Source organism: Variovorax sp. TBS-050B, assembly GCF_029893635.1.
In the GTDB taxonomy this organism is placed as follows: Bacteria; Pseudomonadota; Gammaproteobacteria; order Burkholderiales; family Burkholderiaceae_C; genus Variovorax.
The window spans coordinates 576,943-600,856 of the sequence record NZ_JARXYR010000001.1; the positions used below are offsets into that span (position 1 = coordinate 576,943).

The 23,914-nt window shown below is 71.7% G+C and carries 25 protein-coding genes; 15 read left to right on the forward strand and 10 right to left on the reverse strand.

Going from position 1 to position 23,914, the window contains the following annotated elements; genetic code table 11:
• Window positions 1–88: 88 nt before the first annotated feature.
• Genes M2165_RS02685 through M2165_RS02695 form a run of 3 tightly spaced genes read right to left on the reverse strand, consistent with a single transcriptional unit; the run spans window position 89 to window position 3,436 of the window.
• A complete protein-coding gene (locus M2165_RS02685; protein WP_280813117.1) occupies window positions 89–889 on the reverse strand; it encodes a citryl-CoA lyase in 801 nt (266 codons plus the stop codon).
• Between the two features lie 13 nt (window positions 890–902).
• Window positions 903–2,420, reverse strand: a complete 1,518-nt coding sequence (locus tag M2165_RS02690) for an AMP-binding protein (protein WP_280813118.1) — start codon at window positions 2,418–2,420, stop codon at window positions 903–905.
• A gap of 23 nt (window positions 2,421–2,443) precedes the next feature.
• Window positions 2,444–3,436, reverse strand: coding sequence for a tripartite tricarboxylate transporter substrate binding protein (locus tag M2165_RS02695; RefSeq protein WP_280813119.1), 993 nt, complete (start codon window positions 3,434–3,436; stop codon window positions 2,444–2,446).
• Between the two features lie 100 nt (window positions 3,437–3,536).
• Between M2165_RS02695 and M2165_RS02700 the strand changes: the two genes are divergently transcribed.
• Entirely contained in the window at window positions 3,537–4,409 is an 873-nt protein-coding gene (locus M2165_RS02700) for an IclR family transcriptional regulator C-terminal domain-containing protein (RefSeq protein ID WP_280813120.1), read from the forward strand.
• Between the two features lie 9 nt (window positions 4,410–4,418).
• On the opposite strand, the gene M2165_RS02705 is transcribed toward M2165_RS02700, so the two are convergent.
• Window positions 4,419–5,330, reverse strand: a complete 912-nt coding sequence (locus tag M2165_RS02705) for a LysR substrate-binding domain-containing protein (RefSeq protein WP_280813121.1) — start codon at window positions 5,328–5,330, stop codon at window positions 4,419–4,421.
• 116 nt (window positions 5,331–5,446) lie between these two features.
• Here M2165_RS02705 and M2165_RS02710 point away from each other — a divergent pair, with 116 nt between their 5' ends.
• From M2165_RS02710 to M2165_RS02730, 5 genes are read left to right on the forward strand one after another with little or no spacing between them, the layout of a single operon-like run.
• Entirely contained in the window at window positions 5,447–6,607 is a 1,161-nt protein-coding gene (locus tag M2165_RS02710) for a CoA transferase (RefSeq protein ID WP_280813122.1), read from the forward strand.
• A 50-nt stretch (window positions 6,608–6,657) separates the two neighbouring features.
• Window positions 6,658–7,593, forward strand: a complete 936-nt coding sequence (locus M2165_RS02715; protein ID WP_280813123.1) for a dioxygenase — start codon at window positions 6,658–6,660, stop codon at window positions 7,591–7,593.
• A gap of 9 nt (window positions 7,594–7,602) precedes the next feature.
• A complete protein-coding gene (locus tag M2165_RS02720; protein WP_280813124.1) occupies window positions 7,603–8,409 on the forward strand; it encodes a citryl-CoA lyase in 807 nt (268 codons plus the stop codon).
• Window positions 8,406–9,368 (forward strand): tripartite tricarboxylate transporter substrate binding protein, encoded by a 963-nt coding sequence (locus M2165_RS02725; protein ID WP_280813125.1) that lies wholly within the window; start codon window positions 8,406–8,408, stop codon window positions 9,366–9,368. The genes M2165_RS02720 and M2165_RS02725 overlap by 4 nt, the downstream gene beginning before the upstream one ends.
• A 54-nt stretch (window positions 9,369–9,422) precedes the next feature.
• Complete coding sequence (locus M2165_RS02730; RefSeq protein WP_280813126.1) at window positions 9,423–10,409, forward strand: tripartite tricarboxylate transporter substrate binding protein; 987 nt, start codon at window positions 9,423–9,425, stop codon at window positions 10,407–10,409.
• 7 nt (window positions 10,410–10,416) lie between these two features.
• On the opposite strand, the gene M2165_RS02735 is transcribed toward M2165_RS02730, so the two are convergent.
• Complete coding sequence (locus M2165_RS02735) at window positions 10,417–11,409, reverse strand: AraC family transcriptional regulator (protein WP_280813127.1); 993 nt, start codon at window positions 11,407–11,409, stop codon at window positions 10,417–10,419.
• Between the two features lie 257 nt (window positions 11,410–11,666).
• Between M2165_RS02735 and M2165_RS02740 the strand changes: the two genes are divergently transcribed.
• The 6 genes from M2165_RS02740 (at window position 11,667) to M2165_RS02765 (ending at window position 15,767) form a co-directional block, all read left to right on the forward strand.
• The gene (locus M2165_RS02740) at window positions 11,667–11,993 is read left to right on the forward strand and encodes an Atu4866 domain-containing protein (protein WP_280813128.1); all 327 of its coding nucleotides are present in this window, start codon (window positions 11,667–11,669) and stop codon (window positions 11,991–11,993) included.
• A gap of 129 nt (window positions 11,994–12,122) precedes the next feature.
• Window positions 12,123–12,731: an NAD(P)H:quinone oxidoreductase gene (gene wrbA, locus M2165_RS02745; protein WP_280813129.1), complete on the forward strand. Its 609-nt coding sequence runs from the start codon at window positions 12,123–12,125 to the stop codon at window positions 12,729–12,731.
• Window positions 12,732–12,754: 23 nt separating this feature from the next.
• On the forward strand, window positions 12,755–13,531 hold the full coding sequence (locus M2165_RS02750; RefSeq protein ID WP_280813130.1) for an SDR family NAD(P)-dependent oxidoreductase: 777 nt from the start codon (window positions 12,755–12,757) through the stop codon (window positions 13,529–13,531).
• A gap of 26 nt (window positions 13,532–13,557) precedes the next feature.
• A complete protein-coding gene (locus M2165_RS02755) occupies window positions 13,558–14,004 on the forward strand; it encodes an ester cyclase (RefSeq protein WP_280813131.1) in 447 nt (148 codons plus the stop codon).
• A complete protein-coding gene (locus M2165_RS02760) occupies window positions 14,001–14,774 on the forward strand; it encodes an SDR family oxidoreductase (protein ID WP_280813132.1) in 774 nt (257 codons plus the stop codon). The genes M2165_RS02755 and M2165_RS02760 overlap by 4 nt, the downstream gene beginning before the upstream one ends.
• A gap of 39 nt (window positions 14,775–14,813) precedes the next feature.
• Window positions 14,814–15,767, forward strand: a complete 954-nt coding sequence (locus M2165_RS02765; protein ID WP_280813133.1) for a zinc-binding dehydrogenase — start codon at window positions 14,814–14,816, stop codon at window positions 15,765–15,767.
• Between the two features lie 21 nt (window positions 15,768–15,788).
• Here M2165_RS02765 and M2165_RS02770 read toward each other — a convergent pair whose 3' ends face one another.
• Window positions 15,789–16,691, reverse strand: coding sequence for a LysR family transcriptional regulator (locus M2165_RS02770; protein WP_280813134.1), 903 nt, complete (start codon window positions 16,689–16,691; stop codon window positions 15,789–15,791).
• Window positions 16,692–16,772: 81 nt separating this feature from the next.
• Between M2165_RS02770 and M2165_RS02775 the strand changes: the two genes are divergently transcribed.
• The 3 genes from M2165_RS02775 to M2165_RS02785 all read left to right on the forward strand — a co-directional run bounded on the left by M2165_RS02775 (window position 16,773) and on the right by M2165_RS02785 (window position 19,458).
• Window positions 16,773–17,684 (forward strand): AraC family transcriptional regulator, encoded by a 912-nt coding sequence (locus M2165_RS02775; protein ID WP_280813135.1) that lies wholly within the window; start codon window positions 16,773–16,775, stop codon window positions 17,682–17,684.
• Between the two features lie 141 nt (window positions 17,685–17,825).
• Entirely contained in the window at window positions 17,826–18,572 is a 747-nt protein-coding gene (locus tag M2165_RS02780) for an SDR family oxidoreductase (protein ID WP_280813136.1), read from the forward strand.
• A 148-nt stretch (window positions 18,573–18,720) separates the two neighbouring features.
• Complete coding sequence (locus tag M2165_RS02785) at window positions 18,721–19,458, forward strand: SDR family oxidoreductase (protein WP_280813137.1); 738 nt, start codon at window positions 18,721–18,723, stop codon at window positions 19,456–19,458.
• Window positions 19,459–19,699: 241 nt separating this feature from the next.
• Here the strand turns inward: M2165_RS02785 and M2165_RS02790 are convergent, their stop codons facing one another.
• The 4 genes from M2165_RS02790 to M2165_RS02805 all read right to left on the reverse strand — a co-directional run.
• The gene (locus M2165_RS02790) at window positions 19,700–20,020 is read right to left on the reverse strand and encodes a type II toxin-antitoxin system Phd/YefM family antitoxin (RefSeq protein WP_280813138.1); all 321 of its coding nucleotides are present in this window, start codon (window positions 20,018–20,020) and stop codon (window positions 19,700–19,702) included.
• Between the two features lie 6 nt (window positions 20,021–20,026).
• Window positions 20,027–21,964: a phage integrase family protein gene (locus tag M2165_RS02795; RefSeq protein ID WP_280813139.1), complete on the reverse strand. Its 1,938-nt coding sequence runs from the start codon at window positions 21,962–21,964 to the stop codon at window positions 20,027–20,029.
• Window positions 21,961–22,224 (reverse strand): hypothetical protein, encoded by a 264-nt coding sequence (locus tag M2165_RS02800; protein ID WP_280813140.1) that lies wholly within the window; start codon window positions 22,222–22,224, stop codon window positions 21,961–21,963. The genes M2165_RS02795 and M2165_RS02800 overlap by 4 nt, the downstream gene beginning before the upstream one ends.
• 601 nt (window positions 22,225–22,825) lie before the next feature.
• The coding region (locus M2165_RS02805) for a ParB/RepB/Spo0J family partition protein (protein ID WP_280813141.1) at window positions 22,826–23,914 on the reverse strand (1,089 nt) is incomplete at its 5' end.

The window sequence follows — 23,914 nt, forward strand, 5'->3', positions numbered from 1 at the left end:
GCGCCATGCGGCATGGACACGATCATGCGGAGAAGCCGACTTGAACGGAACTGGTATCGGTGCATCCGCCGGATGCACGGCGTTCAACTCAGGCGCGGTCCTGGCGCTCGCTGCCGCCGGCGCCCACGTACGGGATCGCATGCTCCACCGTGTCCCAGATGAAGCGGCCCGACGGGCTCTGCTGCTCCTCGACGATGTGGGCCACGAGGCCGGCGGCGCGCGAGATCACGGCGAAGCCGCGCATCACGTTGGTGGGCACGCCGATCTCGCCGAGCAGCGCGGCCACGGCGCCGGTGGCGTTGATGGTGACCGGCCGCCCGGCCACCGCGTCGACGGCCTTCGAGAGCGTTTCGAGCGCGCGGATCTTGTCGCCCCGCAGTTCGCCTTCGGCGCGGCCCATCTCGAGCAGCTTGTAGGCGCGCGGATCCACCGGCTTGTGCAGATGGTGGCCGAAGCCCGGGGTCGGCGTCTTCGTCTCCTTGTGGTGGCGCGCGATCGCGAGCGCCTCGGCCTCGGGGTCGGCCGCGGCGGCGATGCGGTCGAGCAGCCGCGAACAGTTCTCCATCGTGCCGACGAAGGCGCTGCCCACGGCGAGCAGGCCGGCCGACACCGCGCCCTGCAGGTTCTCGGGCGCGCTCATGTAGACGAGCCGCGTGGCGATGGCGCTGGGCGTGAGGCCGTGCTCCATCAGCACGATCAGCACCACGTCGGTGATGCGCAGGTCCACGGGGCGCGGCGTCCGGCCGAGGATCTGCATCAGCATCACTTCGGTGAAGGTGCGCTGACCCATCAGGTCCTTCACCAGGTCCGCATCGCCGTAGTGCAGGCTGGTGAGCGTGTGGGTGCACAGGCGGGTGACGGGCGTGTCGGCGTTCTTCTTCGATGTCATGGGACAGGTCTCCTCAGTGCGATGCGGCGTTGGCGAGCGCGAGCTCGCGCACCGCGCTCTTGAGCACCTTGCCGACGGGCGAGCGCGGCAGGCTTTCGTGGAAATGGATGCGCTTGGGCGTCTGCACCGGCCCGAGCCGCTCGCGCACGAAGGCGACGAGTTCGGCCTCGGTCGCATGCTGCCCGGGCCGCAGCTGGACCGCGGCCTGCACGGCCTCGCCCCACTTGTCGTCGGGAATGCCGAACACCGTGCACTCGTGCACCGCGGGATGCTGGCCGAGCGCGTTCTCCACGTCGACCGGGTACACGTTGAAGCCGCCCGTGATGACCAGATCCTTGAGCCGGTCCTTGAGGTAGAGGAAGCCGCGCTCGTCGACGAGGCCGCGGTCGCCGGTGTGCAGCCAGCCGTCGACCAGCGTTTCGGCGGTCTTCCCGGCCAGGCGCCAGTAGCCGGTCATCAGGAGGTCGCCGCGCGCGACCACCTCGCCGACCTCGCCGCTCGGCAGCAGCCGGCCGTCGGGCGACATCACGGCCACGTCGCTGAACCAGGCGGTGCGGCCGACCGCGGCCCAGTTGCGTTCGTCCTCGAAGTCCTCGGGCCGCATCACGGTGAGGATCTGCGGCGCCTCGGTCTGGCCGTAGGTGGTGCCGAGCACCGGGCCGAAAAAGTCGCGCACCTGGCGGATCTTCTCGGGCGGCATCGGCGCGCCGCCGTAGATCAGGCGGCGAAGATGCGGAAAGTCGGCGCGGCTCGCGCCCGGCAGCGCCATCAGCATGTAGATCAGCGTCGGCGGCATGAAGCACACGGTGCCGCCGCGCTCGCGGAACGCGGTGCGCACCGCCTCGGCGCCGGCCTCGGCCAGCACCACGTGGCAGCCGCCCTGCGCGAGCACCGGCAGGATGTAGGTCGAGGTGCCGTGGGTGATCGGCGCGGCCACGATGTAGCGGTCCTGCGCGTCGAGCTCCCAGGCGTGGATCTGGTTCGCGATGTTCGCCATCCAGGCGCGGTAGGGCTGCATCACGCCCTTGGGTGCGCCGGTGGTGCCGCCCGTGAACTTGATGGCCTGCGTGGCGTCGTCCGCGAGCGCGAGCCGCGGGCGTGCCGCGCCCGCATGCCGTGCGACCAGCGCCGCGATGTCGGGCGTGCCGTTCTCGCCAGGGCCCTGCGTGTGGATGCGCGCGCCGGGTGCGCCGTCGAGCAGCGCGGCGCATTCGGCATCGAGCACCAGGATCGAAGGCTCGGTCGCATCGACGATGCGGCGGATCTCGGGCCGCGTGCTCTTGGGATTCAGCGGCACCCACACCTTGCCGCAGGCCAGCACCGCAAGCAGCGCCACGATGTGCGCGGTGCTGTTGTTCGCGCAGATGCCGACGCGGCTCTGCGCGGCGGGGTCGATGGCCGTCAGCGCCGCGGCGAGCGCGGCCACGCGCGCGGCGAGCGCGTCGTAGCGCAGCGTGCCTTCGGGCGCGTCGATCGCGATGCGCTCGGGCCAGCGCGCCGCGGCGCGCCAGAAGAAGTCGATCGGGTACATGGCGGCTTTCCTTGCGCGGCGGCTCACTCGACCTTCGCGCCCGAGGCCTTCACGACCTCGCGCCAGCGCAGCGTCTCGGCCGCGGCGAAGGCGCGCATCTGCTCGGGCGTGCCGGGCTCGGGCGTGGCAGCCATCTCCTGGAAGCGGCGGCGCAGGTCCGGCGCGCCCAGCGCCTTGTTGAGTTCGGCGTTGAGCCGCTCGATCACCGCCTTGGGCGTGCCCGCCGGTGCCGCGAGCCCGAACCACGAACCCATGTCGAAGCCCGGAAAGCCCGACTCCGCGATCGTGGGCACCTCGGGCAGCAGCGGCGAACGCTTCGCGCTCGTGATCGCGATCGCGCGCAGCCGGCCGCCCTGCACATGCGGCAGCGCCGAGGGCGTGTTGTCGAACATCGACTGCACCTGCCCGCCGAGCAGGTCGGTCAGCGCCGGCGCGCTGCCGCGGTAGGGCACGTGCAGCATGTTCAGCTTCGCCTGCATCTTGAACAGTTCGCCCGACAGATGGATCGAGGAGCCGCTGCCCGAGGAGGCGAAAGTGATGCCATCCTTCGATTCGCGCGCGAAGCGCTGGTAGTCGGCGAGGCTCCTGATCGGCGAGCTGCTGTTGACCACCAGGATGTTGGGGATCTTCGCGATCAGGCCGATGGGCTCGAAGTCCTTGCGCGGGTCGTAGCCGAGCCGGTCGTAGAGCGAGGCGTTGATGGTGTTGGCGATGGTGAACACGTAGAGCGTGTAGCCGTCGGGTGGCGACTTCGCCACCACTTCGGCGCCGACGTTGCTGTTGGCGCCCGCGCGGTTGTCCACCACCACCGGCTGGCCCAGCTGCTCGCCGAGCTTCGCGGCCACCAGCCGCGCGATCACGTCGGTCGCGCCGCCCGCGGCATAGCCGACCACGAGCTTCACGGGCCGCGTGGGCCAGGCGCCGGTGTCGGCCTGCGCGAGCGGTGCGGTGATGCAGGCCAGGCCTGCGGCGAAAGCCAGCAGCAGCCGGCGCGTAAGGGTGCCTTCGAGGCGCATGTCCATGTCTCCTTGGGTATTCGTCCACGTCGCCGGACCGCCTCGCCGCGCGGCTGCGGCACACTCGCGGGTCTTTCCGTCGACACCCGGATTCTTCGCCATGGCCTCGCGATCGCCGAAACAGAACGTCCGCTCAGCGGACGTTTCACGCCGCCCCGCCCGGACGGCGAAGAAGCGCGCGCGCCCCGCCCCGGCCGCGCCCGCGGCGCCCGCCGCATCGGCGGACGAGGCCGGCAGCCGCACGCTGCGGCGCGGCCTGCAACTGCTCGACGCGGTGCTCGCGGGCGGCGCCGAGGGCGTGCGCGTGATCGACCTGTGCCGCGCCGCGGGCCTGGAGCGCGCCACCGTCCACCGGCTGCTCGCGACGCTGGTCGAGAGCGGCTACGCGGTGCGGCAGGGCCGCTTCCGCTACCGGCCCGGCGCGCGGGTGGCGGCGCTCGCGGCGGCGAAGGCGGTGCCCAACATGGCGGTGCGGCTGCAGCCGGTGCTCGCGCGCATCAGCGCGGCCACGGCCGACGCGGCCTTCGCGATCGTGCGCGAGGGGCCGCTGTCGCAGTGCATCGCGCGCCAGGTCGGCACGCACCCGGTGCAGGTGCTGGTGATCCAGGTCGGCACGCAGCAGCCGCTCGGCGTGGGCGCGGCCGGGCTCGCGCTGCTGGCCGCGCTGCCCGATGCCGAGGTGGAGGCGATCATCGCCGCCAACGCGCCCCGGCTGCATGCCTACGGCGGCATGACGCCCGAGCGCATGCGCATCCTCGTGCGCGCCACGCGCGAGCGCGGCTGGTCGGTGATCGGCAACCATGCGACACGCGGCGTGCTCGCGGTCGGCATGGCGGTGCGCGATCCGGCCGGCGCGCCGGTGGCGGCGATCAGCGTCGCCTCGACCCTGCCGCGCATGCCGCGCGAGCGCCAGCAGCTCGTCGCGCGCACCATCCGCGAGAGCCTGGCGCAGCTGCGCTGGGACGAGGTCTGAGGCCGCGGCTCAGGCCGGCCGGCCCGCCGCGTCCTGCAGGCTGCTGCGCAGCGCCAGCTTGCGCACGATCGCGGAGAACGCGCGCGTGGTGGCGGCGTCGCGCGCGGCCGGCGACCACAGCATGCCCGGCGTGCGCACGGGCGTCGGGCTCTCGAGCCGCACGATCACCAGGCCCGCCTGCGGGTTCACCACCTTGGCGGCCACGATCGAGGCGAGCTGCGTCTTCGCGACCAGGTCCATCATCGGCGCGAGCGTGTTGATCTCGGCCACCACGTGCGGCTCCGCGCCGCAGGAGCGGAAGCACTCGTCGAGCATCTGCCGGGTCGCGAAGCTCGCCGGCAGCAGCGCCATCGGCAGCCGGTGCAGCTCGACCATGCGCACGCGCTTGCGCCGCGCGAGCGGATGCCGGCGCGCCACCACGAGCACCATCTCCTCGTTGTAGAGCGGCTCGAAGCGCAGCGGCCCGGGCACGGCCGGCCGGTAGGCGATCCCGAGGTCGAGCGTGCGCGCCTGCAGCCGCGCGGCGATCTGGTCGGCCGAGAGCTCCTCCACCACCACCTTCACGCGCGGATGCCGCGCATGGAAGCTCGCGATGCAGTCGGGGATGAAGCCGAGGTTGAAGGTGTGGGTGGAACCCACGCGCAGTTCGCCCGCCACCTCCGAGCGGTCCTGCCGCAGCGCGCCGAGGCCGAGGTCGATCTCGTGCAGCGCGCGGGTGCAGAAGTGCAGGAACTCGTCGCCCGCGTCGGTCAGCGCCACGCGCTTGCCGACGCGGTCGAACAGCGCGACGCCGAGCTCCTCCTCGAGCTGCTTGATCTGGTGCGAGAGCGTCGACTGCGTCACGTGCAGCCGCTCGGCGGCGCGCGTGAAGTTGAGCGAGCCCGACAGGGCGATGAAGTAGCGCAGGTGCCGGAGTTCCATGGCGGTGCCGCGGAGGATGATCGATGCGGTCGATGGTAACGATGCAAAACAATCATTTTTGGAATTCGCGCCCGCCGCCTAGAGTCGCGCCACCCCCAACGACAGGAGAGCTTGCGGTGCATCGAGTCCTCAGCGGCATCCGGGTGCTGGAGCAAGGCACCTTCATCACCGGCCCGGCCGCGGGCATGTTCCTCGCGGACCTGGGCGCCGAGGTGATCAAGATCGAGCAGCCCGGCGCGGGCGACCCGTTCCGCGCCTTCCGCGGCGGGCTCTACAGCCCGCACTTCCAGACCTACAACCGCAACAAGCGCAGCATCACGCTCAATCCGAAGCAGCCCGGCGACGCGGCGGTGTTCGACGAACTGGTGCGCGAGGCCGACGTCTACATCCAGAACTTCCGCCCCGGCGCCGCCGAGCGGCTGGGCGCTGGCGAGGCCAGGCTGCGCGCGCTCAATCCGCGGCTCGTGTACTGCGCGATCAGCGGCTTCGGGCAAAGCGGCCCGGCCGCGTCCCGGCCGGCCTACGACACGGTGGCGCAGGCCGCGAGCGGCTTCCTGCGGCTGCTCGTGAACCCGGCCCATCCGCGCGTGGTGGGGCCGGCGCTCGCCGATGCGATGACGGGCTTCTATGCCGCCTACGGCGTGCTCGGCGCGCTGATCGAGCGCGGGCGCACCGGCCACGGCCGCGCGGTCGAGGTCTCGATGCTCGAGGCCATGTGCCACTTCAACCTCGATGCCTTCACGCACCTGTTCTCCGAGCAGGAGGTGATGGGGCCGTTCAGCCGGCCCAGCGTGTCGCAGTCCTACGTGCTTGAGTGCGCCGACGGGCTCTGGATCGCGCTGCACATGTCCTCGCCCGAGAAGTTCTGGCAGGGCCTTGCCAACGCGATCGAGCGGCCGGCGCTGTTCGCCGATCCGCGCTTCGCCACGCGCGAGGCGCGCATCGCGCACCAGGAGGACCTGGTCGCGCTGCTCGGCGGCCTGTTCCGCGAGCGGCCCCGCGCCGCCTGGTGCGCGCGGCTCGAGGCCGAGGACGTGCCGCATGCGCCGATGTACGACACGCGCGAGGCGATGGAGGACCCGCAGGCGCGGCACCTGCAGCTGCGCGTGAGCGCGGCCCATCCCGAGGGCGGCGAGTGGCACACGATCCGCTCGCCGTTGAGCTTCGACGGCGCGCGCGCGCTCGAGGTCACGGCGCCGCCCGTGCTCGGCGCGGACAACGCGGCGATTGTCGAGCCGATCCGCCGGCGGCTGGGACAGCCGGCCCCCGCAGGCTGAGGCGCCGCGTCCAGCGTTCGCATCACCCACAAGCCAGGAGACAAGACACCATGCCCGCCACGCCCCCTTCGAACGAAGACGAACTGACGCAGACGGTGCTGCAGAGCCTCGCCGGCGCGCGCGATGCGCGCTTCGCGCAGCTCATGCGATCGCTGGTCACGCACCTGCATGCCTTCATCCGCGATGTGGACCTGCGGCCCGACGAATGGATGCAGGGCATCGAGTTCCTCACCGCCACGGGCCACACCTGCACCGACAAGCGGCAGGAGTTCATCCTGCTGTCGGACACGCTCGGCGCCTCGATGATGGTGGTGATCCTCGACCAGCTGCGCGCGGCCGCGAGCCGGCGCGAACGCGAAGCAGGCGCGCCGATGGCGGCGACCGAGTCTGCCGAACTGGCCGAGGCCACGCACGCCACCGTGCAGGGCCCCTTCTACTGGGAGGGCGCGCCCGACCTGCCGCTCGGCGCCGACGTGGCGCAGGGCGCGCGCGGCGAGCCCACCTTCTACAGCGGCCGCATCACCGACACCCACGGCCGGCCGCTCGAGGGCGCGCTGCTCGACATCTGGTCGGGCGACGGCGAGGGCGTCTACGACATGCAGGTCGAGGGCGCCGCGATGGCGGCGCGCGGGCGCATCCGCACCGACCACGAGGGGCGCTACTGGTTCTGGTCGATCCGGCCGAGCTTCTATCCGATTCCCGTCGACGGTCCGGTGGGCCGCATGCTCGAGGCCATGGGCCGGCATCCGAACCGGCCCGGCCACATCCACATGATGGTCTCGGCGCCGGGCCATGTGCCGCTGACAACCCACCTGTTCGTCGCAGGCAGCCCCTACATCGACTCCGACGCGGTGTTCGGCGTGCGGCCGCGGCTGGTCGTCGACTTCGAGGCGCATCCCGCGGGCCGCGCGCCCGACGGCCGCGAGATGGCGAGGCCCTACTGGTCGGCGCACTACGACTTCCGCCTCGAACCCCGCCACCCCTGAAAGACCGCCATGAAGATCGGAAAGTCCACCGTCCCGCACACCGCGATCTGCACCTCCGACGAACACACCATCGTCGTGCGCGGCGAAGACCTCTGCGAGGCGCTGATCGGGAAGCTCTCGTTCAGCGAGTACTTCTTCCTGCTGCTCACCGGGCGCCGCCCCGATGCAACCTGCCGCACGGTGCTCGACGCCACGCTGGTCGCGATCGCGGAGCACGGGCTGGTGCCGAGCGTGCAGGCCAGCCGCATGACCTTCGCGGCCGCGCCCGATGCGCTGCAGGGCGCGGTGGCGGCCGGCATCCTGGGCTGCGGCTCGGTGATCCTCGGCGCCTCGGAAACCGCCGGGCGCCTGTTCGTCGACGTCGCGGCGCGCATGGACGCGGGCGCCACACTGGACGATGCCGCGCGCGCGGCGCTGGGCGAACTGCGCGCCGCGGGCGCCGCGATCCCGGGCTACGGCCATCCGCTGCACAAGGCGCGCGATCCGCGCGTGGACCGGCTGATCGCGGTCGCGACCGAGGCCGGCGCCGACCTGCGCCACGTGCGCATCGCGCAGGCGATCGAGGATGCGATCCCGGACATCGTCGGCAAGCCGCTGCGCATGAACGTGTCGGCCGCGATCCCGGCGGTGCTGCTCGGCGTGGGCTTTCCGGTGGGATCGCTGCGCGGCGTGCCGATCCTCGCGCGCACCGCGGGCCTGATCGCGCACCTCGCCGAGGAGGCCGAGACGCCGAGCGGCTTCGCGCTTTCCTACCAGGCCACGCGCGAGCTGCAGTACGACGGCCCGGTGCCCGCGGGATTCGGGAGCGCCCGGTGAGGCGCCGCGCGCTGCTCGGCGCGGGCCCGGCCGCGGCCCTGCTCGCGCTGCGCCCCGTCGCGGCGCAGCCGGTGCAGGGGCGGCCCATCAGGCTCATCGTGCCCTTCGCGGCCGGCACCTCGACCGACATCGTGGGGCGTGTGCTCGCCGATGCGCTCGGGCGGCAGCTCGCGCAGCCGGTGGTGGTCGACAACCGCCCGGGCGCGGGCGGCGCCATCGGCAGCGAGCTCGCGGCGCGCGCCGGCGCCGACGGACAGACCCTGCTGCTCGGCACCGTGGGCACCCATGCGATCAATGCCTCGCTCTACAAGCGGCTCGGCTACGACCCGCAGCGCGACTTCGTGCCGCTCGGCTTCGTCGGCGCGACGCCGACCCTGCTGGTGGTGCCCGCCGCGGCACCGTGGAAAAGCGTGGCGGACCTGCGCCAGGCCAGCGGCCGCACCGTGAGCTTCGCCTCGGCCGGCAACGGCACCTCGGGCCATCTCGCGGGCGAGCTGCTCAAGCTGCGGCTCGGCAAGGACTTCGTGCACGTGCCCTACCGCGACGGCGCGCAGGCGCTCAACGAAGTGGTCGCGGGCAATGTGCAGTTCATGTTCTATCACCCGGCCGCGGTGCTGCCGCAGGTGCGCGCGGGCACGCTGCGCGCGCTCGGCGCCTCGGGCGCGAAGCGCAGCGCGGCCGCGCCCGAGGTGCCCACGCTGGCCGAGCAGGGCATCGCCGATTTCGACCTGGTCGCGTGGTTCATGCTCTACGCGCCGGCGCAGACGGCGGCCGCCCGCCGCGAGCGGCTGCGCGAGGCCGCGCAGGTGGCGCTTGCCGAGCCCGAGGTGCAGCGCAGGCTGATGGCGCAGGGCATCGAGCCCGCGGCGATGGACGCGCCGCAGATGGCCGCCTTCGCCGCGGCCGAGATCGAGAAATGGGGCGAGGCCGTGCGCCGCTCGGGCGCGCAGGTCGACTGATCCGCCCGGCGCGCCCCGGCACCGACGACCGACATACAACGACAGGAGACAAGCATGCGTTCCACCCTTGCCAGCTTCATCAGGATGCTCGCCTTCGCAGCGGCCCTCGCGGGCGCGCTGGCCGCGGGTCCAGCGTCCGCCCAGGCCGACGGATGGCCCGCCAAGCCGATCCGCATCGTGGTCGGCTTCGCGCCGGGCACGCCGCCCGACATCTTCGCGCGCATGTACGGCGACTACGCGAGCCGCAAGCTCGGCGTGGCGGTGCTGATCGACAACAAGCCCGGCACCGCCGGCAACCTCGCCTCCGACACGGTCGCCAAGTCGCCCGGTGACGGCTACACCCTGCTCTACAACCTCTCGACCGCGTTCACCATCAATCCGTTCATCTACAGCAAGCTGCCCTTCGATCCGCAGAAGGACCTGGTGCCGGTCGCGACCACCATGCGCCAGGGCCTGGTGCTGATCGCGACGCCGAAGTTCCCGGCCGGCTCGCTCAAGGAGCTGGTGGCTGCGGCGAAGGAGAAGCCCGGCGTCTACTCGCACGCCTCCTACGGCGCGGGCAGCCCCTCGCAGCTGATCGTCGAGTCGCTCAAGGACGAGGTCGGCATCCAGATGCTGCACGTGCCGTACCGCGCGAGCCCGGTCGCCGACCTGATCGGCGGCCAGGTCGACACGCTGATGGAGCCCATCGCCACCGGCTATCCGCTGATCAGCAGCGGCCGCGTGAAGGCGCTCGCGTACTCGGGCCCGGCGCGCCACCCCGCCCTGCCCGAGGTGCCCACGCTGTCGGAGGCGATGCCGGGCTTCTCGATGATGTCCTGGCACGGCATCTGGGCGCCGGCCGCCACGCCGGGCGCGGTGCTCGAGCGCATCAACGCGGTCTTCGTCGAAGCGAGCAGGGACCCCGAACTCGCGAAGCGCATCCGCGAACTGCACAGCGAGCCGCTCGGCGTGACGCGCGCCGAAATGGCCACGATGGTGCGCCGCGATGCGGAGTTCTACAGCCGGGTGGTGAAGGCGCGGAACATCCGGGTGGATTGACGGTCGCTCAGGCCGCCGCGAGCGCCGGCGCCGGCGCCGGCGCCGGCGCCGGCGCCGACAGCTGCATGCGCAGCCGCTGCGCGTCGCGCGAGGGCGGCAGTCCGAACAGCCGGCTGTACTCGCGGCTGAACTGCGAAGGGCTTTCGTAGCCCACGCGGTAGCCCGCGTCGGCGACCTCGGTCGTCTCGGCCGCCAGCAGGCGGCGCGCCTCCTGCAGCCGCAGCAGCTTCTGGTACTGCAGCGGACTCATCGAGGTGACGTTGCGGAAATGGAAATGCAGCGACGAAGTGCTCATGTGCGCGCTGCGCGCGAGCGCCTCGAGGTCCAGCGGTTGCGAGAAGTGCGCCTTGAGCCAGGCGATGACGCGCGCGATCCGGTGGGCATGGCTGTCGGACTGCGCGATGCTCGCGAGGCGCGCGCCCTGCTCGCTGCGCAGCAGCCGGAAGTGCAGCTCCTGCACCGCCAGCGGCGCGAGGTGGGCGGCTTCGTCGGGCGCATCGAGCAGCTTCATCAGGCGGATGGCCGCATCGACCATGGGCTCGGTCACGCGGCTCAGGTAGAGGCCGCGCTCCGCGGGCGCGCGCGAGCTCGCGGCATGGCCGGCCTGGAGCAGCAGCTGCGAGATGGCCTGCGGATCGAGGTCGAGGCGAAAGCACAGGTAGGGCGCCTCGCGCGTCGCCTCGGTGATCTGGGCGCTGATCGGGAGGTCGACGGAGAACACCAGGAAGCGCGAGGCGTCGTAGCCATAGACCTCGTCGCGCAGCATCACCCGCTTCGCGCCCTGCGCGATGATGCAGACGGCGGGCTGGTGCAGCGCATGTGCGATCTCTTCGCTCGGCGCCGAGAAGCGGATCACCGAGAGCCCCGGGATCGCGGTCGGCCAGATGCCGTCGCGCTGGGTGTTGCGGGCCAGGAGCCCGGCGAGTTCGTCGATGCGCAGGGACGAGGACGAAGCGGCGGACGCCGGCGCGTCATGCGAGCCGTGGGTTTCAAGCGTCATGGTGGCGGTTTCCAGGCAGTGGCGGGGAAGCGCTGCGGCGCGCGTCGCGGCGCCGGCCCCGGATGGTAGATCACGTCCGCGAGTCGCGGTGGCGGACGCTGCCCTGCCCTGCCGCGGCGCTCTGGAATTTCAGGCAAGAACGGCGTCGGATCGGGCCAGCCGTGCGGGGCGGGCATTCCTAGACTGCGCTTTCGCAGCGCAACGGCGCCGCCACCCCGGCGGGCCCTGCGAGGACAAACCCGCCACCAGGAGTGCCCATGGACCGCCGACTTCTCATCCGTTCCGCCCTTGCCACCGCGCCGCTCGCCGGCCTCGCGCTCGGCGCCGCCGCGCAACCGGAGGCCGCGCAACCGCATCCCTACGTCGGCATGTGGGTCACGCGCGACGGCCACATCCGCCACGAGCTGCTGCCGAACGGCCGCTACGACGAGGCGCGCGGTCGCCGCCGCAGCGCCTACCAGGGCCGCTACGTCGTCACGGGCGACCACATCGACTACTGGGACGACACCGGCTTCACCGCCGACGGCGAGTTCCGCGACGGCGTGCTGTACCACGCCGGCATGGTGCTCTACCGCGAGCGCTGAGCGGCACGCCGTCCGCTCCATCTGTTCGGACGATACCTTCCATCGAAACAAACAGGCTTCCTCGATGGGTCGCCGGTCCCTAATCTTCAGGCCATGCAGCTCGCCGAGCTGCCCAACCCGGAGATTCCCATGACCAAGGTACTCGTTCTCTACTACTCCTCCTACGGCCACATCGAAAAGCTGGCCGAGGCCATCGCCGAAGGCGCGCGCGCCGGCGGCGCGCAGGTGGACATCAAGCGCGTTCCCGAGACCGTCCCCGAGGCGATCGCGAAGAACGCGCACTTCAAGCTCGACCAGGCCGCGCCCGTCGCGAGCGTCGCCGATCTGGAGCACTACGACGCGATCGTCGTCGGCACCGGCACGCGCTTCGGGCGCATGTCCTCGCAGATGGCGGCCTTCCTGGACCAGGCCGGTGGCCTGTGGGCGCGCGGCGCGCTCAACGGCAAGGTGGGCGCGGCCTTCACCGCGAGCGCGACGCAGCACGGCGGCCAGGAGACCACCCTGTTCTCGATCATCACCAACCTGCTGCACTTCGGCATGACGATCGTGGGCCTGCCCTACAGCCACCAGGGCCAGATGAGCGTCTCGGAGATCGTCGGCGGCGCGCCCTACGGCGCGACCACGGTGGCCGGCGGCGACGGCAGCCGCCAGCCGACGGAGATCGACCTCGCGGGCGCGCGCCACCAGGGCGAGCTCGTCGCCCGCACCGCCGCGCGCCTCTTCGCGCCGGCGAACTGAGGCCCGGGCGCCGCGGAGGACCCATGACAGCCAACGACTTCAACCACAAGGTGGTGCTGGTGACCGGCGCTGCCTCGGGCATCGGGCGCGAGGCCGCCCGGGCCTTCGCCGCGCGCGGCGCGCTGGTCTATGCCGCGGACCTGAACGAGCACGGGCTCGCCGAGACCGTGGACCTGATCGCCGAGCTGGGCGGCAAGGCGCGCGCGCTGCCGCTCGACGTCGGCAACGAGCAGGACGTGGCCGGCGCGGTGGCGCAGATCGGCCGCGAGGCCGGCGCACTGCACGTGGCGTTCAACAACGCCGGCATCACCGGGCAGGCGCACCGCATCGAGGACTATCCGACGGCGGACTTCGACCGCGTGATCGCCATCAACCTGCGCAGCGTGTTCCTGGGCATGAAGCACCAGTTGCCGCTGCTGCGGCAAAGCGGCGGCGGCGCCATCGTCAACACCGCCTCGGTCGCCGCGCTCACCGGCCCGGGCGGCATGAGCGCCTATGCGGCCTCCAAGCACGGGGTGCACGGACTCACGCGGGTCGCGGCGATGGAGAACGCCGCGCACCAGGTGCGGGTCAACGCGCTCGCGCCGGGATGGACCGAGACGCCGATGGTCGCCGCGGCCAGCGCGCAGAACCCGGCCTTCGCGGCGCTGGCCGCCAACGCGATCCCCGCCAAGCGCGGCGCCCATCCGGGCGAGATCGCCGCCGCCGCGGTGTGGCTGGCCTCCGACGCGGCGAGCTACGTCATGGGCCAGATGCTGGTCGTCGACGGCGGCATGACCATCGGCGGATTCGAGATCTGAACCTTCACATCACAGGAAAGCACGACATGAACGACATCCATCCCGGCGAAGCGGCGAAGGCCGTGGTCCGCCGCAACACCGAACGGGTCCAGGGAGGCGGCGACTGGCAGCTGTTCGACCAGCTCTTCTCGGACGATTTTCTGGACCACACGCCCCAGCCCGGCTGGACGCCCGACAAGGCCGGCGCGCTGGGCCTGTACCGCGCGCTGCGCCAGGCGTTCCCGGACTTCCGCGCCGAGATCCACTGGCAGCGCGCCGACGGCGACGTGGTCACCACCTTCAAGACCTACCACGGCACGCACCAGGGCAGCTTCCTCGGCGTCGCGCCGACGGGCCGCCCGGTCAGCTTCGAGACCGTGGACGCGATGCGCGTGCAGGACGGCAGGATCACCGAGCACTGGGGCGTGGCGAACCTGTTCTCGGTGCTCCAACAGCTCGGTGCCTGGCCCCGGATCGAAGGAGCGCAGGCATGAAGACCAACATTCTCGAGAACAAGGTCGTGGTGGTCACCGGCGCGGCCAGCGGCATCGGCAAGGCGGTCGCGGTGCAGGCGGCCCGCCACGGCGCGAAAGCCGTGCTCGTCTCCGACGTGAATGCGCAGCCGCGCGAAGGCGGGCGCTCGACGCTGGAGGAGATCGCCGAGCTCGGCGTTCCCGCGAAATTCTGGCCGGCCGACGTGAGCCGCCGCGCGGACGTGGACGCCCTGCTCGAAGCGGCCGAGGAATTCGGCGGGGCCGACGTGATGGTCGCGAATGCGGGCATCACGCTGCGCGCCGACGGCTTCGACGTGGCGGAGGACGACTACCGCCGGCTCATGAGCGTCAACCTCGACGGCACGCTCTTCAGCGCGCAGGCTGCGGCACGCCAGATGAAGGCGCGCGGCAAGGCCGGCAGCATCGTGCTGATGGCCAGCATGGGCGGCATCGCGGGCGCCGGGATGACGGTGGCCTATTCGACCAGCAAGGGCGGCGTCGTCCTGATGGCCAAGGCCATGGCCGGCGCGCTGGGCCCGGACGGCATCCGCGTCAACGCGGTGGCGCCCGGAACGATCGACACCCATCTTCTGCGCACCAGCCCGGGCATTGCGGAGGCCGCCGAAGGCTTCCGCCAGCGCACGCCGCTGCGCCGGCTGGGGCAGCCTTCCGAGATCGGCGACGCGGTCGCATGGCTCGGCTCCGATCTCTCCAGCTATGTCACCGGCAGCGCCCTGCTGGTGGACGGCGGCCTGCTGGCCGTGATCTGAAACCAGGTACATCCAATCCCAAGGCAAGCAAGGCACATCATGAGCACAGTCATCCGTTTTCATAGCTACGGCGGACCCGAAGTCCTCGCCGTCGAGGACCAGCGCGTCGGCGCGCCGGGGCCGGGCCAAGTCCGCGTGCGGCAGCAGGCGATCGGCGTCAACTTCGTCGACACGATCTTCCGCCGCGGCATCTATCCGGTGCCGCTGCCCGCGGTGGCCGGCGTCGAGGCCGCGGGCATCGTCGATGCGGTCGGCGAGGGCGTGCAAGGCTTCGCGGTAGGCGACCGGGTGGCCTACTTCCTCGCGCCCGGGAGCTATGCCGCGGAGCGGCTGATCGATGCCGCGCAGCTCGTCCGCCTGCCCGACGACGTGTCGGCCGAGCAGGCCGCCGCGGTGCTGACCAAGGGCCTGACCGCGTGGACGGCGCTGCACGGCTTTCACAGGCTCGCGGCCGGCGAGGTCGTCCTGGTGCAGGGCGCCTCGAGCAGCGTGGGCCGCTTGGTCGCGCGCTGGGCCAGCGCGCTCGGCGCCACGGTGATCGGCACCGCGGGCGCGGACAAGCGCGAGGCCCTTGCGGCCGACGTCGACCATGCGCTGGTCTCGAGCGACCCCGCGCTCGCGGCACAGGTCCGCGCGATCGCGCCGCGGGGCGTCGACGTGGTCTACGAATTCGTCGGCGCGGCGACCTTCGCGGCTTCGGTCGAGGCGGTGCGCGACGGCGGCACGATCGTCAACATCGGGGCGGCGTCGGGCGCGCCGCAGATCGATGCTGCCACGCTCGCCGCGCGCGGCGTGACGGTGCGCGGCGGCCCGATGGCGCAGCACCTCGAAGGCGCGGCGCGCGAGGAGGCGACCGGCGCGGTCTTCGCGGCGCTGCGCGCGGGCACGCTGGGCACGCTCGCGGTCACGCGCTATGCGCTGTCGGACGCCGCGCGCGCCCACGCGGACATCGCGGCGCGGCGCCGCACCGACGCGGCCATCCTCGTGCCGTAGCACCCCGTGCAGCGTGTCTCGCTAGCGCGGCGCGGCCGCCTGCTTGAGCTGGTCCAGGAACCAGCGGCCCGCGGGGCCGGGCGGCGCGTCCTTGCGGTAGACGGCGAACATCGCGATCGGCGGCGTTGCCGGCTGGAAGGCCTCGAGCCGGAGCCGCACCAGCGTGCCAGCGTCGAGGTCGCCCTGCACCATCGCGAGCGGCATGTGGCCCCAGCCGAAGCCCGCGCGCAGGAACGCATGCTTCGCACCGAGGTCGGCGAGCCGCCAGATCGATGGCGAGAACACGCCGAAGTTCTTGCCGCTGGTCAGCGAGGTGCGGTCGGTCAGGACCAGCTGCACATGCGACTCGAGTTCGCGCATCCGGATGACGCGCTTCGCGGCCGCGAGCGGATGGGAGGCCGCGGTGACGGTGACCATCGGCACGTCGGTCAGCTTCTCGGCGTCCACCTGCTCCGGCACCAGCGGCATCGATCCGACGATGCCGATGCGGCAGCTCTTCTGCAGCACGGGCTGGAGGACCGCGCCGAGCGCCTCCACGTAGAGCCGGACCGGCGTGTGCGGGAAAGCCGCGCGGAACAGGCCCACGCTCACGGTCAGCGAATCCATGGGGTACATCACGTCGACCACCACCGAGAGCTCCGGCTCCAGCCCTTCGGAGATGGTGCGCGCCCGCGCCTTGAAACCGTCCATGCCGTTGACCACGAGCCGGGCCTCGGCGAGCAGCGCGGCGCCTTCTTCGGTGAGGCGCGGGTAGCGCGCACTGCGGTCGAACAGCAGCACGCCGAGCTGGCCTTCGAGGTTGGCCAGCGTCTGGCTCACTACCGACTGCGCGCGGCGCAGCCTGCGGCCCGCCGCGGAGAAGCTGCCCTCGTCGGCCGCCGCGATGAAGGTCCGCAGCTGGTCCATGGAAACGCCGTCGAGCATCTATCGTCCTTCGCGATGGTTGATCTCGCAAAATATAGCGCCACCCGCTGAGGCCCGGCGCACGATCCACACACGACGCGAATGACCCCACTGCACGAACGATCCACCGCCGAGGCACTCGACGAGCGCGTGCCCGGGGAACTGCTCGCTAGCAGCAGGGGCCGGCCGTGGAAGGACCTGCTGGTTCAGATCTTCCGCCGGCGCGCGGTGCAGGAGAGCCTGATCATCCCGGCCGTGCCCGAACCGCTGATCGTCTGGGTGCTCTCGGGCAGCGCGGTGGTGGAGGAGCGCGAGCTCGGCGGCGCATGGGTGGCAAACCGCGTGCGCGCCGGCGACTTCTTCCTGACCCACTCGCCGCGGCCCTGCGAGCTCAAATGGCGCACCGAGGGCGCCGAGCCGTTCCAGGTGATGCATGTCTACCTCGGGCTGGACCTGATGAAGCGCGCGCAGCGCGACCTGCAGGGCGGCGAGGCGTCGGGGGTGGCGCTGCGCGAGATCTCCGGCGCGAGCGACCCGGCGCTGTCCATGTTCCTCGACCGCATCCGCAGCGAACTCGTGAGTGGGGCGCGGCCGAGTGCGCTGATGGTCCAGGCGCTCGCGCAGGCCCTGGCGGTGCACCTCGTGCGCGCCCATGCCGACGCGGGCGCGCATTCGCAGGCGCCGCGCGGCGGATTGCCGGCGTTCAAGCTGCACCGCGTGCTCGCGCTGCTCGAGCAGCGCCTCGACGGCGAGTTCCGCCTCGCACCGCTGGCGCGCGCGGCAGGGCTCAGCGAGTTCCACTTCTGCCGGGCCTTCAAGAAGAGCACGGGTTTCTCGCCCTCGCGCTATTTCATCCGCCTGCGCATCGACCGGGCGCGCCGGCTGCTGCGCGAGACCGACAGGCCGGTGATCGAGATCGGCCTCGACGTGGGCTATGCAAGCCCGAGCCACTTCGCGCAGGTGTTCCGGCGCGAGGTCGGCGTCGCGCCGAGCGCGTACCGCGCAGGGGCCTGAGCCCTCTTCCACCGCAAAAGCCCGACAGCTTGCGCAAGCCGGCGAGCGCGCCGAAGGCGCCCCGCCGCGACCATTCATCCGTGCCTTCGACACGGTGTCGGGGCACGCATCCCGACCAACCAATGGAAGAAAGGAACTGTCATGGAACTCCAAGGAAAAGTCGCACTCGTCTCGGGCGCATCGAGCGGCATCGGCGCCGCCACGGCACGCAGGCTGGCCGCCCGCGGCGTCAAGGTGGGCCTGGCCGCGCGGCGCACGGACCGTCTCGAAGCGCTCGCGGCCGAGATCCGCGCCGCGGGCGGCGAGGCGCTCCCGATCGCGATGGACGTCACCGACCCCGCGGCCGTCTCGGCCGGCGTGGCCGCGCTGGCGCAGGCCTTCGGCGCGATCGACATCGCCTTCAACAACGCGGGCCTGATGCCGATCTCGGACCTCGAGAGCCTGAAGACCGACGAATGGCACCGCATGATGGACGTCAACGTGAAGGGCCTGATGAACACCACGGCGGCGGTGCTGCCGTACATGAAGAAGCAGGGCGGCGGCCACATCGTCAACACCTCGTCGATCGCGGGCCGCAAGGTGTTCCCGGGCCTGTCGGTCTATTGCGCGAGCAAACATGCGGTGACCGCCTTCTCGGAGGGCCTGCGACTGGAGGTCGCACCGCGGCACAACATCCGCGTGACCTGCATCCAGCCCGGTGCGGTCGAGTCGGAACTGTTCGAGCACATCAGCGATGCCAAGTACCGCGAACAGATGGAGCAGCTCAAGGACCAGATGACCTTCCTCAAGGCCGAGGACATCGCCGACACGATTCTGTTCGCGCTCCAGGCGCCGGCGCATGTCAACGTCGCGGAGGTCTTCGTCCTTCCGACGACGCAGCCCTGGTAGGCGCCGGGCGCGGGCCGGGCTCGCGAGGAACAGGCAAGCATGCGCGAGGAAACGCCAAGCGGTTCCCGCGCTGCGTTCCTAGACTGAAGCCATCCTTTCGAGCACGAGAGGAACCTCATTTCCCACCCACACCTTCAGGAGATTTCTCATGTCCGGAATCCAAGCCAAAGTCGTCGCCATCACCGGCGCCTCGAGCGGCATCGGCGAAGCCACCGCGCGCCTGCTGGCCGCGCGCGGCGCGCGGGTCGTGCTGGGCGCGCGCCGCACGGCGAAGCTCGAGGCCATCGCGGCCGACATCGAGCGCGCCGGCGGCCAGGCACGCATCCGCGCGCTCGACGTGACGCGCCGCGAGGACGTCGAGGCCTTCATCGCCTTCGCCCAGCGGGAGTTCGGCCGCATCGACGTCGTGGTCAACAACGCGGGCGTGATGCCGCTGTCCGCGCTCGAGGAAGCCAAGGTCGACGAGTGGGACCGCATGATCGACGTGAACATCCGCGGCGTGCTGCACGGCATCGCCGCGGGCCTGCCGCGCATGCGCGCGCAGAAGAGCGGGCAGTTCGTCAACATCGCCTCCATCGGCGCGCACACGGTGTCGCCCACGGCCGCGGTCTACTGCGCCACCAAGTTCGCGGTGCGCGCGATCTCGGAAGGCCTGCGCCAGGAGGTCGGCGGCGACATCCGGGTGACTGTGATCTCGCCCGGGGTGACCGAATCGGAACTCGCCGAGAGCATCTCCGACGCCGGCGCGCGCGAGGTGATGCGCGACTTCCGTCGGATCGCCATCGCGCCCGAGGCGATCGCGCGCGCCGTCGCGTTCGCGATCGAGCAGCCGGCCGATGTGGACACGAGCGAGATCATCGTGCGGCCCACGGCCAGCCCCTACTGAGAAACGGTATCCGGTGGTCCAGGGTTCAGACGGGCGGCAATGGTCCTCAACCCCATCTGGCTTCAAGGGATCGGGCGGGCCGGCGCCTGCGGGCGCAAAGGAGAGAAGTGTCCGCGCTCTCATCACTTCCATCTGCAGCTTCTCGAAGCGCGCCGGGCCTGTTCCTCCATGAAGCCGCGTGCAGTTTGCAGGCACGCCAGGATGTCTCGAACCGCTCGAACTTGCGCGTTGACGGGAATGCTCACGACGGCGGTGCGACGCCGAGTGCCCGGTCCAACGCCTCATCGGACACGAACTGCCCCGCCGAGGCCTGCTGCAGGCCGACGAGGGCGTCCGCGGCCAGCACGAGGTTGGCGTGCTCCGCGGCAAGCGCATGGTAGTAATCAAGCCGTCGCGCATCGACCAACGCCACGTAGCTTGCCCCGTTCTTGGTCAGCACCTTTTCGCAGCCGCTGCCGACAACGTCCTCGGCCAGTTCCGCAAGGCGGGCGCGCGCTTCGCTGATGGGAACAATGTCCGATGCTCGCAACGCCATATGACCGTGTCCGTTCGTCGCATTCACGCGAATCTACCCGCGAACATGCTCACCGCGCTCGCCCGAGCTCGCGCCCTGACCGGGCGGCTGCTCCGCAGGGCCGGCGCCGGCACGCAGGTACATCGAGGTCGTGCCAGCAAACGCATGGCCGAGCTGCGCCTGCACGACCTTCAACGGCAGCGCGGGCTGCCCGTCGCGACCCTGCAGGGCGTGGGCGCCGCATGAATGGCGCAGCCAGTGCGTGCTGGCCTTCCTCAACTGCTGCGCCTCCGACTCTTCCAGGCCCTCGGCAGCCCTTGCAAGGAAAGCCTTGATGGCTTGATAAAGCCCCGAGGCCGACCAGGACAGGGGGCGCAGCTCGGCATCGAAGCGCGCGAGCACCGGAATTTCGCGGTTGCTGGCCGCGTCCACCTCCCGGTCGAGGCCGTGGCGCGCCAGTTCCGCCCCGAGTTCCTCGACCAGTTCGGCCGGCACCGGGACCTGGCGGCGGCGCGCACCCTTGCCGGCCACCGCCAGCTGCCAGCGCGACCCCGCCTCGGCGCCGTGGCCCGCAGCGTCCACCCGCGCCAGGTCGCCACAGCGCAGGGCCGTGACCTCTGCCAGCCGCAGGCCGGTGGCATAGAGCCAGCGCATCGCGCGGCGCAGGCGGCGTCCCGGCTGGGTGTCCGCATGGCGGCTCAGCATGTCGTCGACGCGGTCCCATTGCGCGATGCTCAGCATGCGGCGCGCACCGAGCGGCACCGGGCGTTGCGCCGGCAGTGCCACCTGCGCGAACGGGTTGGCGAGGGCATAGCCGTGGCTCACCAGGAACTCGAACAGGCTGCGCAGGATGACCAGCGACTGGCGCAGCGCCACCGGCGTGAGCGCACCTTCGAGCGGCCGCCAGCCGGAGGACCAACGCTGGTGGTGCCGGGGTCCGCACCAGGCGGGCGGCGGATTGGCAAGAAAGGCGCGGTAGGCGAACGCGTCCTCCGGCGTGAGCGAGGACAGCGCCTTGCCGCGCTCGAGCACCGCCCACAGCAGCAGCCGCTCCGCCTCCCGGCGGTAGGAACGCTGCGTGGCCGAGAGCACGGCCGTGCCCGCGCCCTTCCCTTTCGCGGCGAGCCAGGCGCCGATCGCCTCGTGATCGTTGGCCGCGCGCAGGCGGCACGCCGCAGTGGGTGCGCGGAAGCAGCCCGCGCGGCCGTCGAGCCCGGCCGGCAGCACGAACTTCTCGTAGGGCACCAGGGCGGTCGCGGCCGGCACCACCGCCGCCAGCACCTCGGCGCTCGCCTGTGCGCGCGGCTGCACCGCGTGCGGACCGACCCGGAGGCCGAGCACCTGCTCGTTGGCATGCAGCCAGTCCAGAATCCGAGCCGCCTTGCGCTCCCCCACGCCGGGCACCTGCACCCACCAGCGTGCGCCGCGTGCGTTGATGCGCTCGACGAGCGCTTCGAGTGTCGCAATGCCCGCGCGCTCGAGCCGTTCCGCCAGTGCCGGATGCAGCCACGCGGCCACGCTGTCGCCGGGCCGGGGGTTCTGCGCGACGAGGTTCTCGAGCCAGCGCAGCGCCTCGAGTTGGCGCGCGATCACGCGCGCCCGACGCGAGGGCTGCGCGCTCGCGCCGCCCTGCCCTGCGCGCGCCTGCGGGTAGGCGGCCTGATAGGCCTCGACCTGCTCCGCTTCGGAGAAGTCCTCGAGCCCGCGCGCCGCGGCGAACTCGGCCAGGCTCGGCAGCGCCGGCGCGGCGCTGAAACGTTCGGGGTCGAGCAGGATCAGCCGCGCGGTGCCGGGCTTGTGCTCGCGCCGCGCCGCGGCGGCGAAGGCATCACGGATCCAGGCGATGGTGCGCCGCACGGTGCGCAGGTCCACATGCTCGCCCTCGAGACGCAGGTAGCGCTCCCAGCTTGCGCGCTCGTCGACGCCCTGGGCCAGCGCCCGCATGAACGCGAAGTGGCCGCGATGGAGCTTGCGCGGCGGCGGCTTCTTCACGTGGCGGACGTCGGTTCGCTGCCTGGCCGCTGCCAGAACTTCCACCAGGGCCGCGGCGCGGCCGGCGCTTCGGGCGGCAGCTGCTGCAGGTTGCTCGCGCGGATGCGCTGGCGCAGCTCCACCTCCAGGGCATGGGCGACGCCATAGGCGTCACGGTCGCCGCGCGAGGCGCGGCCCCGCCATGCCACGGCCAGCTGCTCGAGCTCGGCGTCCTCCAGGCTCGCCAGCTCGTCGGCGCTCGGTATCGGCGCACGGCTCATGGATGCTCCACGCGCGGGCTGTTCCCGGCGGGCATGGCGGGCGCTGCGGTGCACCGGTCGATTCCCGGCAGGTCGCGCGGGTGGGGGGTCCGATTCAAGGTCATCTCTGCATGCAATAGGGGCGGCGGATGGATGCTATCGGCGCGGAACCCGGCATCGGGGGCCCCCTGCCCATTCATTTGCGACATTGTGCAATCGCATAATCATCAATGCGAATTCTGGATGATTTATGGCGTGGATTCAAGAAGCAGCAGCCAGGAATTTAGCTAAGTTGTTGTCCGCATTCGACTTTCCCCCTCCGCCAAACTGGCGTGCTCGGGCCGCGCAGCCGCTTGCATGCGGGTCTGAAGGTAGTCGTTGGGCTATGTCATCCAAGTCGTTGCCGGCGTTGAAGTTCGTTGGTCCTGCGCGCTTGGACGGACGGTGCGACGATCCCCCTTCGATCGCCTCCCGCCGCCAACGGCGTAGCGTGACCGTGAACCGGGCGCGAGCGCTGCGGTACAGATCCCGCGTGAGGCGCCCGCGCCGCAGGTCTCGGCGGCGGCTTTCACGAGCGCCGGCAAATCCCAACGGCACTCACATTTACCGCAGGGCCGCGTGCTCAGCCGAGCAGTTGCACCTTCTGCAGCGCCTGCGCCAGCGACTTCATCAATGCGTCCGACGGCGGCTCGCCCGCAACACTGGGCAGCAGTGTCAGCGTCACGGTGCCGTCGGTCGCGCGCACGCACGAACCCAGGGTCCGCCCCTCGCTCTGGATCGCGATCTTCTGCGGCTTGGCGCCGGGCTCGGTGCCGAGCAGCCGGGCCACCACCACCGCCGGCAGCAGCTTCTGGCCCCTGACCTTTTCGGCCCTTTTCAGCACGCTGCGGCGGTCCTTGTCGAGCGCCGCGTTGAGCTGCTCGGCGTGGCGGTACTGGATCTCGAGCGGGCTGCGGAAGCATTCGACCACCGCCGACGGGAGTTGCGCGACGATCAGCGCCTTGCGCACCCAGGTGTGGCTGACGCCGAGCTTCTCGGCCATCTGCCGCTGCGTCGGGAACAGCTGCTCCTCGAGCGCGCGCTGGTACATCACGCCCTGCTCGTAGGGCGACAGGTCGGCGCGCTCGCGGTTCTCACGGTCCATGGCGGCGAACAGCTCGGCGTCGCCGAGTTCGTCGACCCAGATCGCCGCGAGCACGGGGATGCCGAGTTCGAGGCAGGCGCGGTGGCGCCGGTGGCCGAACACCAGCTCGTAGCGATCCGGCTCGTCCGGCAGCGCGCGCACCAGGATCGGCTGGACGTTGCCGCCGGCCTGCTCGATGTCGGCCTTGAGCCCGGCGAAATCGGCGTTCTCGAAGGCGGCCGGATGGCGGTTGGCCCAGCGCGAGACGCGGATCGTCTTCGGGTCCAGCTTGCGCGTCGGCGTCGATCCGTCGTACTGGCGCAGCCGTTCGCGCAGCGTGGCGAGTTCGCCCTCGACCGCCTGCATCTGGCCGCGGAATGCGAGCATCTGGCCGGGGCCGGTGCGTGGCGCGAACTGGCCGGTCTGGGCCGGCGGGAACCGGGTCTCCGCCGCGGCCGCAGCGGGCAGTGCCGGCGGAACGGGCGTCGCCGGCGCGATGCCGGGCGCCTGCGAGGGGGCCGGGCTCGCGGCGGCCGGAGGCTCGGGAATCGAGAGTCCGGCGGTCAGGGCTTCGAGGCGTTTGCGGGT